This is a genomic window from Yersinia alsatica, assembly GCF_025133195.1.
GTDB classification, from domain to species: domain Bacteria; phylum Pseudomonadota; class Gammaproteobacteria; order Enterobacterales; family Enterobacteriaceae; genus Yersinia; species Yersinia alsatica.
This window is the reverse complement of the sequence record NZ_CP104006.1, coordinates 4889764-4901396: the sequence shown is the minus strand read 5'-3', so window position 1 is coordinate 4901396 and position 11633 is coordinate 4889764. Positions and strand designations below refer to the sequence as shown.

Below are 11633 nucleotides of genomic sequence, written 5' to 3'. Positions count from 1 at the left end.
GGCGGACTCCACTCGAACAAGATCAATAAAAGAAAGAAATCAGGATTTTTTGTAACTCATCGTTTTTGACACACGCCAATATGGCCTGTAGCAAGCCAAAGTGACATGCGAACCGTTTTTCGGTTGTTTTTACGACTCACATCCCCCCACGATCCCGGAGTAGTGATCCCAGAGTAGCGGATGCGATCGGAATGGCGGATCATAGCGCAAAAGGAGCAATAGATCCTCCCCTTCCTCACAGATTAGATCCTTTTTATCCACAGGGCATAACTTCTGTCGGGAGTGTAACCTAGCGCACAGCTTTTCGTGCCCTTCATCGTCAATGATCCCGAAATATTTCAGATTATACTGGAATCGCCTTCCCCTTTTCAGTCAACTGATCCTCATTAATCTTTTAAGGATCACGCGGCGATCCTTGCGATTTATCCGGGAGTCCGTATAATCCTCAGCCCTACGTGTGATGCCTGATCTCTTGATGGTCTTGGCCAAAAAGAAACCAGCGGTGAACACGGACAGGCTCTTGGTAAACTCCCGATACAGAATTCTGTGCGGGCGGACGCAATGTCAATTGACTCAGGACTGTACAATTATTACAATCCCGCTTCTTTATATGTTGCGATTGAGGCGTCGGTGTCTTCACTCCGAGCAGCCAAACGCGTTTACTGAATCAGTAATTATTTTAAGTTTAGGTAGAAATCGCTATGAAACGCACTTTCCAACCGTCCGTATTGAAGCGCAACCGTAGCCACGGTTTCCGTGCTCGTATGGCCACCAAAAATGGTCGTCAAGTTCTGGCTCGCCGTCGTGCGAAAAGCCGTTCTCGTCTGACTGTTTCTAAGTAATAAAAGCTAACCATCTAAGTGGTTAAGCTAGCATTTCCTAGGGAGTTACGTTTGTTAACTCCCAGTCATTTTACTTTCGTCTTCCAGCAGCCACAACGGGCTGGCACGCCGCAAATCACCATCCTCGGCCGCCTGAACGAGCTGGGGCATCCCCGCATTGGTCTCACCGTCGCCAAAAAACATGTCAAACGTGCTCATGAACGTAATCGGATAAAGCGCTTAACACGCGAAAGCTTCCGCTTGCATCAGCATACTTTGCCATCAATGGATTTTGTCGTTTTGGTGAAAAAAGGTGTGGCTGACCTCGATAACCGTGCGTTGACGGAAGCTTTGGAAAAATTATGGCGTCGCCACTGTCGCCAGGCTCCCGCATCCTGATCGGGCTAATCAGGGGCTATCAGCTCGTGATTAGTCCGCTGTTGGGGCCGCGTTGTCGTTTCCATCCGACATGCTCTCATTACGGAATTGAGGCATTGAGCCGGTTTGGTATGATAAAAGGCAGTTGGTTAACACTGAAACGCGTATTAAAATGCCACCCTTTGAACCCAGGTGGCGATGATCCCGTGCCGCCGAAACCCGACGATAACAGAGAACACTAACGATGGATTCGCAACGCAATCTTCTACTCATCGCTCTGCTGTTCGTGTCTTTCATGATCTGGCAAGCCTGGCAAGTGGACAACAGTCCTCAACCAGCCGCTCAGACCACGCAACAGACTGCGAATACTGCTACCGGTGATAAAGCAAGCCAGGCTGTGCCAGGCAGTGGTCAGGGTCAACTGATTACTGTAAAAACTGATGTGCTGTCTCTGACCATTAATACCCGTGGCGGTGACATCGAGCAGGCTAACCTGCTGGCTTACCCGGATGCTCTGGGTTCAGACAAAACTTTCGAATTACTGGAAACCACCCCAGCTTTCATTTATCAAGCACAAAGCGGCTTGACAGGCAAAAGCGGCCCGGACAATCCAGCTAACGGGGAGCGCCCGCTGTTCGAAGTGGCTCAAACCAGCTTTGCATTAGCTGATGGTCAAGATGAACTGCGCATTCCATTGACCTTCACCGGCAAAGACGGCTCTGTGTTCACCAAGACATTCGTGCTGAAACGTAATGATTACGCCATTGGCGTCGATTATCACGTTAAAAACGCCTCTGAAGCTCCGCTGGAACTGACGCTATTTGGTCAATTAAAGCAAAGCATCAACTTGCCTAAACACCGTGATACTGGCAGCAATAACTTTGCGCTGCATACTTACCGTGGTGCGGCTTACTCTTCTGATGAAACTAAATATAAAAAATATAGTTTTAGTGATATCGAAGACAAAAGTCTGGACATCACCACCAAAGGTGGCTGGGTAGCAATGTTGCAGCAGTATTTTGCAACCGCCTGGATCCCAGCAGCTAACGAAACCAATACCTTCTACTCCGCTGATTTGGGTAATGGTTTGGCTGCCATCGGCTTTAAAGGTGCACCTGTTGTCATTCAACCAGGCGAGCAGAAACAACTGGGGGCAACCTTATGGGTTGGTCCAGAAATTCAGGACAAAATGGCAGCCATTGCGCCACATTTGGACCTGACTGTTGACTATGGTTGGTTATGGTTTATCTCTCAGCCGCTGTTCAAACTGTTGAAATTCATCCACAGCTTTGTCGGTAACTGGGGCTTCTCCATCATTGTAATCACCTTTATCGTGCGCGGTATCATGTACCCGCTGACCAAGGCGCAATACACCTCGATGGCGAAAATGCGTTTGCTGCAGCCTAAACTGGCCGCCATGCGTGAGCGTATCGGTGACGATAAGCAGCGTATGAGTCAGGAAATGATGGCGCTGTACAAAGCTGAGAAGGTTAACCCACTGGGTGGCTGCTTACCGCTGGTCATTCAGATGCCTATCTTCCTGGCGTTGTACTACATGTTGATGAGTTCTGTTGAGTTGCGCCATGCGCCATTCATCTTGTGGATTCATGACCTGTCAGCACAAGACCCGTACTACATTCTGCCAATTCTGATGGGTATCACCATGTACTTCATTCAGAAGATGTCACCGACTACCGTGACTGACCCGATGCAGCAGAAGATCATGACCTTTATGCCGGTCATCTTCACTGTATTCTTCCTGTGGTTCCCGGCTGGTCTGGTACTGTACTATATCGTCAGTAACCTGGTGACCATCCTGCAACAGCAGTTGATTTATCGTGGTCTGGAAAAACGTGGTTTACACAGCCGCGACAAGAAAAAATCGTCTTAATATGATAAATGCCCAAGGTAATTGGAGTGACGGCTAAGCGCCAAACGACTGACTCCCGATGAGCTGGCACAGGTCAGTGATTCGGGTGACCAATCTGCCGGGAGCAGATTTGAACGCTGCAACTTCAAGAGCCAAGGGTATAGGGCGGTCAATATGACCGCCTTATTCTTTTAGAAGAGAGAAATAACCATGAGCACCATTGACACTATCGTGGCACAAGCAACGCCCCCTGGCCGTGGCGGCGTTGGCATTTTACGTGTTTCTGGTCGTGCTGCCGCCACCGTCGCGCAGGCCGTGTTGGGTAAATTACCCAAGCCGCGCTATGCAGATTATCTGCCTTTTAAAGATGTCGATGGCAGCACATTGGACCAAGGTATTGCTCTCTATTTTCCCGGCCCGAATTCCTTCACTGGCGAAGACGTGTTGGAGCTGCAAGGTCATGGCGGCCCAGTGATACTGGATTTGCTATTAAAACGCATTCTGGCCCTTCCAGGGCTGCGGATTGCCCGCCCCGGTGAGTTCTCTGAGCGCGCATTCTTAAATGACAAACTGGATTTGGCACAAGCTGAGGCTATTGCGGACCTGATTGATGCTAGCTCAGAGCAAGCTGCACGCTCGGCAGTAAACTCATTGCAGGGCGCATTTTCTGTTCGAATCCATCAGTTGGTGGAAGCACTCACTCACTTGCGAATCTACGTCGAAGCTGCCATTGACTTCCCGGATGAGGAAATTGATTTCCTTTCTGATGGCAAAATTGAAGGTCAGTTAAACGGCGTAATGGCTGATTTGGAGCAAGTACGCACAGAAGCCCGTCAAGGCAGTCTATTGCGTGAAGGGATGAAAGTGGTTATTGCTGGCCGTCCTAATGCCGGTAAATCCAGTTTACTCAATGCGTTAGCTGGCCGTGAAGCCGCGATTGTCACTGATATCGCCGGAACAACTCGTGATGTATTGCGAGAACATATTCACATCGATGGAATGCCACTGCATATCATTGATACCGCAGGATTACGTGAAGCCAGCGACGAAGTTGAGCGCATTGGCATCGAACGGGCCTGGCATGAGATTGAACAAGCGGATCGCGTGCTATTTATGGTTGATGGCACCACCACTGATGCCACTGAGCCGGCGGCAATCTGGCCAGAATTTATGGCGCGGTTACCTGCAACGTTACCCATAACAGTGGTGCGTAATAAAGCCGATATTACAGGTGAAACCTTGGGTTTAACCGAAGTGAATGGTCACTCACTAATCCGCTTATCAGCACGAACTGGCGAAGGTATTGACCTGCTGCGTAACCATTTGAAGCAGAGCATGGGCTTTACCAGCAATACAGAAGGTGGTTTCCTGGCTCGTCGCCGTCATTTGCAAGCACTGGAAACAGCCGCACAGCATCTGGTACAGGGCCATGAACAGTTAGTAAGTGCTCGCGCCGGTGAGCTACTGGCTGAAGAACTACGTTTAGCACAACAATCGTTGAGTGAAATTACCGGTGAATTTAGCTCGGATGACTTACTGGGGCGCATCTTCTCCAGTTTTTGTATCGGAAAATGAGTGTGACGCCACAGAGCCAACACAGATTATCGCTAATTTTGATAGTCTTGCTCTCTGGGTCTAAACAATTATACCCAAAGAACTTAGAGTGGCAGGCAGCAAGCCTCCTGCACTTTCAAGGATAAAGGGTATAGGCGCTCGAACACTTAACTCTATCTATAAATTGAGGTATCCATGATTATAAAACCACGTGTACGCGGCTTTATCTGTGTGACTGCTCATCCGGCGGGCTGTGAAGCCAACGTCAAAAAGCAAATCGACTACGTCACCGCAGAAGGCGCAATCGCTAATGGCCCAAAACGAGTATTAGTGATTGGTGCGTCAACTGGATACGGGCTGGCAGCTCGCATTACAGCAGCATTTGGTTGTGGTGCCGATACTCTGGGCGTTTTCTTTGAACGTCCTGGTGAAGATGGCAAACCGGGTACCTCTGGTTGGTACAACAGCGCCGCGTTCCACAAATTCGCGGAACAAAAAGGCCTGTATGCGAAAAGTATCAATGGCGATGCTTTCTCTGATGAAATCAAGCGCCTGACTATCGAAGCTATCAAGCAAGACTTAGGTCAGGTTGATCAGGTCATCTACAGCCTAGCCTCACCACGTCGTACTCATCCGAAAACCGGTGAAGTGTTTAACTCCACACTGAAACCAATCGGTCATGAAGTGAAGTTCCGTGGTCTTGATACTGATAAAGAAGTGATCAAAGAAGCGGTGCTGCAACCAGCAACTCAGGCTGAGATCGACAATACCGTAGCCGTCATGGGCGGCGAAGACTGGCAGATGTGGATTGATGCACTGCTAGAGGCTGGCGTGCTGGCTGAAGGTGCGCAAACAACCGCCTTTACCTATCTAGGCGAAAAAATTACCCATGATATCTATTGGAACGGCTCCATTGGCGCAGCCAAGAAGGATCTGGACCAAAAAGTTCTGACTATTCGCGATAGCTTATCTGCCCATGGCGGCGGCGATGCTCGGGTTTCAGTACTAAAAGCGGTGGTGACTCAGGCCAGCTCCGCCATTCCAATGATGCCGCTGTATCTGTCACTGTTATTCAAAGTGATGAAAGAGAAAGGGACTCACGAAGGTTGTATCGAGCAGGTGTATTCACTGTATAAAGACAGCCTGTGTGGCAATGCGCCACATATGGACCAAGAAGGTCGTCTGCGCGCTGACTACAAAGAGCTTGATCCTGAAGTGCAAAACCAGGTACAGCAGCTGTGGGACCAAGTCACCAACGACAATATTTACCAGTTGACCGATTTCACTGGTTATAAGACCGAGTTCTTAAATCTGTTCGGTTTTGCGGTTGATGGCGTTGATTATGAGGCTGATGTTAATCCTGCGGTAAAAATCCCTAATCTGATTCAGGGCTAATTAACTTCAAGCTTTATTATCAGAAAACCCGCTGTGCGCTGTGCAGCGGGTTACTCACTCTCTCATTATTGCCTTTCGTTATACTCTTCTAATACCCAATCACAAATCTCTTATACCCATAGTGGATAAGCTAAGGTCATTTTCTTCGTTTACGGATCATCCCGGCAATGTTTGAATAATTTCATTCTTAGTTATTCAGTTTATCGCTAACAGAATAGCCCAACCTGCAAAAAAATAAGTTTTTATTTAAATATAATTATACAGGGAAATTATGATGAAGATGCGTTCATTGGTGATACCACTATTCAGTTTAATTATTTTAACCTCAGTGAATGCCCATAGCGAAGAGAAGAAAACCATTAAATTGGGGTTTAATCCCGGCCCCTATAAAGAACAATTTGAGCAAGGCGTGGCACCTTATTTAATAAAGAAAGGATACAGCATTGAATATAAAGATTTCAATGATGGTATTCAGGTAAATAATGCCGTCAGCACCGGTGAGATTGATGGGAATATCATGCAGCACCCGATTTATCTACAAGCAATAAATGAACGGCTACGCATTGATAATACGGGTATTGTTCAGGTACCAACACCGCCAATGGGGCTGTATTCAGCTAAGCACCAAAAGGAGGATAAACCCAAGGAGGGCGCGTGGATTTCAGTTCCTAATCAGCCATCAAATGAATACCGTGCAGCACTTTTACTGCAATCTATTGGTTGGATAAAATTAAAGGAAAAGATTGATCCAGCGACTTTCTCGCAAAAGGATATTACAGAAAATCCGTATCATTTAGTCATCAAAGAAATGGATAATGCTCAGCAAGTCAGAGCGTTGCCTGATGTCGATTTTGGTGCTATTCAAGGCAATTTTGCAGTCTCTAATGGCATAAAGCTCACTTCTGCCCTGCAACTTGAAAAACCCACCACTCAATTTGTTAATGTAGTCACTGTTGCCGGAAAAAATAAGAATACAGAGTTTGCCAAAGATATTATTGCTGGCTATCACTCACCTGAATTCAAAAAATACATTCTGGAAAACGAAAAGTATGCCGGTTATATGTTGCCTGATTATCTGAAATAGTGGAATAACCTGATGATTGAGCTTCAGCATATTTTCAAAACCTTTGAACGTAAAGATATCAAACTCCAGGCACTTAATAATGTCAGTTTAACCATCGACGATGGCGATATATTTGGCATTATCGGTTACAGCGGAGCGGGAAAAAGTACATTACTGCGGATGGTCAACTCACTGGAAAGTCCAACCTCGGGAAATGTCGTGATTGATGGGAAGAATTTGCATGACTTTAGTTCTGAACAGCTTAGGCTGCTGAAAAAGAACATTGGCATGATATTCCAGAACTTTAATTTACTGGAATCAAAGACAGTTTTTAAGAATGTCGCTATGCCACTTATTTTATTAAGAAAAAATAAAAAATTCATTCAACAGCGGGTGGCTGAACTGCTGGATTTCGTCGGGCTGGGAGATAAAAGTCATAGCTTTCCTAATGAGCTATCAGGCGGTCAGAAGCAGCGGGTCGGTATTGCACGCGCGCTGGCAACCAATCCCTCAATTCTATTGTGCGATGAAGCCACATCATCACTGGACCCGCAAACTACCGCCCAAATATTGTTATTACTGAAGAAGATTAATCAGCAATACAATATTACCGTGCTGCTAATTACTCATGAGATGTCAGTCATTCAAAAAATATGCAATAAAGTGGCTGTTATGGAAAATGGCCAAATTATTGAACAGGGTTCAGTATTAACGGTTTTCGGCCATCCAACTCATCCCACCACGATTAATTTTGTTCGTACCGTAATAAAAGACAGCTTACCGGAGAGTGTGAAAAAGCTGCTGGATAAGAGCCATGCCGGGCGTCAATTCAGGCTAGCCTTTATGGGGAATATCGCCACACAGCCGGTTATCAATCAGTTAATCAAGCAATATGATGTTGGCGTCAATATCCTATTTGCCAACATGTCAGAGATACAGGACACCACGCTGGGCCATATGGTGCTGCTATTAACCGGTGAGGACCACCGGATTGATAGCGCCGTCGCTTATCTGGCGGAAACCGGAATTGATATACAGGAAATAAATTGATGATCGAAACCGCTATTACTCTGGACCAATTTATCCAAGCACTGCATGACACTTTGGTGATGGTCAGTATTTCATTGGTGATCGGTTCTCTTATTGGTATTCCTTTGGGTATTTTACTGGTCGTGACCCGCCCGGGAGGGCTAATTAAGAATCGTGTTTTCTACAATATTCTTAACCCTATTATCAATATCATCCGATCCCTGCCCTTTATCATTCTGATGGTGGCTATCATCCCTCTCACTCGCCTGATTGTGAATACCACCATCGGGACGCCGGGAGCGATTGTGCCGCTGATTATCTTTATTGCGCCTTATATTGGTCGGCTGGTAGAAAACTCATTGCTGGATGTTAACCCCGGAATTCTGGAAGCAGCAAAATCGATGGGAGCCACTCCGCTACAAGCTATTTGGTATTTTTTGCTACCAGAGGCACTTTCATCACTCATATTAGCGCTGACCACAGCAACCATTGGTTTAATTGGCGCGACAGCGATGGCCGGTACTGTGGGGGGCGGCGGGATTGGTGATTTGGCTATCACTTATGGCTATCAGCGCTTTGATACTTTCGTAACGGTGACCACCGCCATTGTATTAATTATTACCGTGCAGTTAATCCAATCATTGGGGAATTTATTTGCCCGTAAAATTCGCCGTGAGTAATTAAAAAACCCCTTTTGCTAAACAAAAGGGGTTTCGATTTTTTTTAGCCTCAAGACTATATGATATTAAACCTTAAAGCCGCTGATGACAGTTTCCAATTGCACGGTTTGATCCTGCATGGCTTGCGCTGCCGCAGCCACTTGTTCCACCAGCGCCGCATTTTGCTGAGTTGAGTTATCTAACTGATTAATCGCCAGATTAACCTGCTCAATCCCCAGACTTTGTTCCTGACTGGAGGCCATGATTTCATTCATTAATGCCGCCACATTGGAGACGCCGCTCATCAGGTCATCCATCGTGGTGCCAGCATCTGCCACCAAGCCAGTACCAATCGCAATATCAGCCACTGAGTCTTCAATCAGCTTTTTAATTTCACGGGCGGAAGTGGCAGAGCGCTGAGCCAAGTTGCGCACTTCAGAGGCTACAACGGCGAAACCGCGCCCCTGCTCGCCCGCTCTGGCTGCTTCTACTGCTGCATTCAGTGCCAGAATATTAGTTTGGAAGGCGATGCTATCAATCACACTGATGATATCGACAATTTTCTTCGATGAATGATTGATTGAACCCATGGTATCTACCACTTGTTTCACCACTGTGCTGCCTTTTACCGCAACAGTGGAAGCATCCATCGCCAGTTGGTTGGCGTGGCTGGCGTTATCCGCATTTTGTTTCACGGTACTGGTCAATTCATCCATTGAAGCCGCAGTTTGCTCAATGGAACTGGCCTGATCTTCAGTTCGGGCCGATAAGTCCAGATTACCACTGGCAATTTGACGTGACGCCGAAGCAATCGCCAGACTGCTTTCGCCGACCTGCCGCATCATTTGCTGCAAATAGTCGATAAAATCATTGAAGCTCTGGTTAATGGCGTTGAATTCCGGGCTAGTGCTTTGCGGTAAGCGCTGAGTTAAATCGGCCCCACCCGCAGACAGCGCGGTGATATTCTCTTTCAACACGGCCAACCGCTTCATAAAGACACGGATAGAGAACACCAGGAACAACAGCAATAACAACATGATAGGGATCTGCACTAACCCCAGGTGCAGCAGAATACTGTGGCTCTGTTTGACCAATAAGCTGGTGGGCAAGTCAGTGACTAAATACCACGGGCTATTGGCAATCGGGCGGATAAACAGGGTGTGAGAGGTTCCATCGACATCAAATTCACTTTCCAGTGATTGTTGATCTTTCATCTGCGCCAGTAACCGCTGTGTCTCTGCGGCCATCGGCAAACTACCGGCAAAGTCTGACAGATTTTTTAACTCGGCTTTGCCATCGGCTAAGGCGCTACTACCAACAATCTTGCCATCAGCTTCAACAATCAGAATGGTGCCATTCACTTTCTGTTCCATCTCTTTAACCAGCCGGTTAAAGAAACCTAATGTGACATCAATGGTTGAAACACCATAAACATCGTCACCTTTATAAATCGCCATCGCACAGTTAGTTCTTGGCTGCGGGCTAGCATCATCCTGATAAGCTTTAGCCCAGGCACAGAAGCCTTTAGGCGCATTTAAACCCTCTTTATACCAAGGTTGTTCAAAATAATTTTGCGATTCCGGTGAGTTCCAATGGGTGTTAACCGTTAACTTATTTTCTCCATTGCGAGCAAAAAACGTGCTGAATTTAATTACCCCTTGCTCACGCTTATTCGGTAATGGCCAAATCCCACCACCAAATACATTACTGTCACCATACTGATCCACTAACCCAGGTAATAATTGGTCGATGGTATTACTGTCCATTATGGCAACAGCCTGCGTAATACTGCGGGCTTGTGCTTCTACCTTATTCATTTGCGCGGTTATGGCTGTCGCGATTTGGTCAACGCTATTGCCAATAATGGTGCTTTCAGATTGCTTGAGTTGTGGTGTCACAAAAAGCTGAATAACCACCACGGTGATTATCAGCAAGAAAATGAAAAACGCACTAACGAGTAAGGTGAATCGGGCTTGAGTGGTTTTTAGCATTATCGTGTCGCTCAATGTAAGAGAGCTGGATAGCTCCAGATCTATTAACGGCATTTCGCGTACAGACTTGATAACGGGAAGAAATGATTTTTCCGTTCCTCTCCAGGGATCACAATTTCAGTGTAATAAATCTGCGAAAAACACTGATTTAAGTGAAATTTAAAGGGGTAGCACGGTATATATTCATTGTTTTGTCGTGCAGTCTTGGCCTAATCTTGATGAAGAACGATACTATTTTTTAACGCAACGGGAGTATGTCATGTCACAGCAATCCCTTAAAATTGTTACCCTGCTGGGTAGCCTACGTAGTGGTTCCTACAACGCCATGGTGGCACGCGCGCTACCAAAATTAGCACCTGCGGGTGTCACGATTGAAGCACTGCCTTCTATTCGCGACATTCCGCTTTATGATGCTGACGTGCAACAGGAAGATGGGTTCCCAACCACAATTCAGGCCATTGCTGAGCAAATTCGTCAGGCGGACGGGGTTATTATCGTGACACCGGAATATAACTATTCGGTGCCCGGCGGATTAAAAAATGCCATCGACTGGTTATCCCGTTTACCTAACCAGCCACTGGCTGGCAAACCGGTTGCCATTCAGACCAGCTCGATGGGGCCAGTGGGAGGCGCACGTTGCCAATATCATCTGCGCCAGATTTTGGTCTTCCTCGACGCAATGGTAATGAATAAACCTGAATTTATGGGTGGCGTCATTCAAAGCAAAGTCGATGAGCAAGCCAAGGAATTAGTTGACCAAGGCACATTGGATTTCCTAACCGGCCAGCTTTCTGCCTTTGCCACCTATATTGATCGTGTTCGCGTAAAATAGCGGATTCCCAACCCCCCCTCACTGCCCGATGGGCGCTGGGG

General features: G+C 46.9%; 11 protein-coding genes. 10 read left to right on the top strand and 1 reads right to left on the bottom strand.

Translation table 11 applies throughout. The annotated features are described in order from the left end of the window. Nucleotides 1–701: 701 nt before the first annotated feature. From rpmH to N0H69_RS22125, 9 genes are all read left to right on the top strand, one after another. Entirely contained in the window at nt 702–842 is a 141-nt protein-coding gene (gene rpmH, locus N0H69_RS22165; protein WP_002220736.1) for a 50S ribosomal protein L34, read from the top strand. Between the two features lie 18 nt (nt 843–860). After that, complete coding sequence (gene rnpA, locus N0H69_RS22160; RefSeq protein WP_025380108.1) at nt 861–1220, top strand: ribonuclease P protein component; 360 nt, start codon at nt 861–863, stop codon at nt 1218–1220. Further along, nucleotides 1184–1441, top strand: a complete 258-nt coding sequence (gene yidD, locus N0H69_RS22155; RefSeq protein WP_005161103.1) for a membrane protein insertion efficiency factor YidD — start codon at nt 1184–1186, stop codon at nt 1439–1441. The genes rnpA and yidD overlap by 37 nt, the downstream gene beginning before the upstream one ends. A 2-nt stretch (nt 1442–1443) precedes the next feature. After that, a complete protein-coding gene (gene yidC / locus N0H69_RS22150) occupies nt 1444–3090 on the top strand; it encodes a membrane protein insertase YidC (protein ID WP_050109279.1) in 1647 nt (548 codons plus the stop codon). Between the two features lie 189 nt (nt 3091–3279). Further along, nucleotides 3280–4644, top strand: a complete 1365-nt coding sequence (gene mnmE, locus N0H69_RS22145) for a tRNA uridine-5-carboxymethylaminomethyl(34) synthesis GTPase MnmE (protein ID WP_050151843.1) — start codon at nt 3280–3282, stop codon at nt 4642–4644. Between the two features lie 174 nt (nt 4645–4818). Then, nucleotides 4819–6018 carry an enoyl-ACP reductase FabV gene (gene fabV, locus N0H69_RS22140; RefSeq protein WP_050123848.1) on the top strand — a complete coding sequence of 400 codons (1200 nt, stop codon included), beginning with the start codon at nt 4819–4821 and terminating at the stop codon, nt 6016–6018. Between the two features lie 274 nt (nt 6019–6292). Next, the gene (locus N0H69_RS22135; RefSeq protein WP_050151841.1) at nt 6293–7102 is read left to right on the top strand and encodes a MetQ/NlpA family ABC transporter substrate-binding protein; all 810 of its coding nucleotides are present in this window, start codon (nt 6293–6295) and stop codon (nt 7100–7102) included. 12 nt (nt 7103–7114) lie between these two features. After that, nucleotides 7115–8131 carry a methionine ABC transporter ATP-binding protein gene (locus N0H69_RS22130; RefSeq protein ID WP_050151838.1) on the top strand — a complete coding sequence of 339 codons (1017 nt, stop codon included), beginning with the start codon at nt 7115–7117 and terminating at the stop codon, nt 8129–8131. Next, nucleotides 8131–8790 (top strand): methionine ABC transporter permease, encoded by a 660-nt coding sequence (locus tag N0H69_RS22125; protein ID WP_050109284.1) that lies wholly within the window; start codon nt 8131–8133, stop codon nt 8788–8790. Before N0H69_RS22130 ends, N0H69_RS22125 begins: the two co-directional genes overlap by 1 nt. 65 nt (nt 8791–8855) lie before the next feature. On the opposite strand, the gene N0H69_RS22120 is transcribed toward N0H69_RS22125, so the two are convergent. Beyond that, complete coding sequence (locus N0H69_RS22120; protein WP_050109285.1) at nt 8856–10760, bottom strand: methyl-accepting chemotaxis protein; 1905 nt, start codon at nt 10758–10760, stop codon at nt 8856–8858. Nucleotides 10761–11019: 259 nt separating this feature from the next. Between N0H69_RS22120 and N0H69_RS22115 the strand changes: the two genes are divergently transcribed. Next, a complete protein-coding gene (locus tag N0H69_RS22115) occupies nt 11020–11592 on the top strand; it encodes an NADPH-dependent FMN reductase (protein ID WP_050109286.1) in 573 nt (190 codons plus the stop codon). Nucleotides 11593–11633 lie beyond the last annotated feature (41 nt).

Excerpts from the sequence above, each read along its gene's own strand:
- rpmH (WP_002220736.1), top strand. The coding sequence starts at position 702 with ATGAAACGCACTTTCCAACCGTCCGTATTGAAGCGCAACCGTAGCCAC.
- fabV (WP_050123848.1), top strand. The coding sequence starts at position 4,819 with ATGATTATAAAACCACGTGTACGCGGCTTTATCTGTGTGACTGCTCAT.
- N0H69_RS22135 (WP_050151841.1), top strand. The coding sequence starts at position 6,293 with ATGAAGATGCGTTCATTGGTGATACCACTATTCAGTTTAATTATTTTA.
- N0H69_RS22125 (WP_050109284.1), top strand. The coding sequence starts at position 8,131 with ATGATCGAAACCGCTATTACTCTGGACCAATTTATCCAAGCACTGCAT.
- N0H69_RS22115 (WP_050109286.1), top strand. The coding sequence starts at position 11,020 with ATGTCACAGCAATCCCTTAAAATTGTTACCCTGCTGGGTAGCCTACGT.
- N0H69_RS22120 (WP_050109285.1), bottom strand. The coding sequence starts at position 10,760 with ATGCTAAAAACCACTCAAGCCCGATTCACCTTACTCGTTAGTGCGTTT.
- mnmE (WP_050151843.1), top strand. The coding sequence starts at position 3,280 with ATGAGCACCATTGACACTATCGTGGCACAAGCAACGCCCCCTGGCCGT.
- yidD (WP_005161103.1), top strand. The coding sequence starts at position 1,184 with ATGGCGTCGCCACTGTCGCCAGGCTCCCGCATCCTGATCGGGCTAATC.
- N0H69_RS22130 (WP_050151838.1), top strand. The coding sequence starts at position 7,115 with ATGATTGAGCTTCAGCATATTTTCAAAACCTTTGAACGTAAAGATATC.
- yidC (WP_050109279.1), top strand. The coding sequence starts at position 1,444 with ATGGATTCGCAACGCAATCTTCTACTCATCGCTCTGCTGTTCGTGTCT.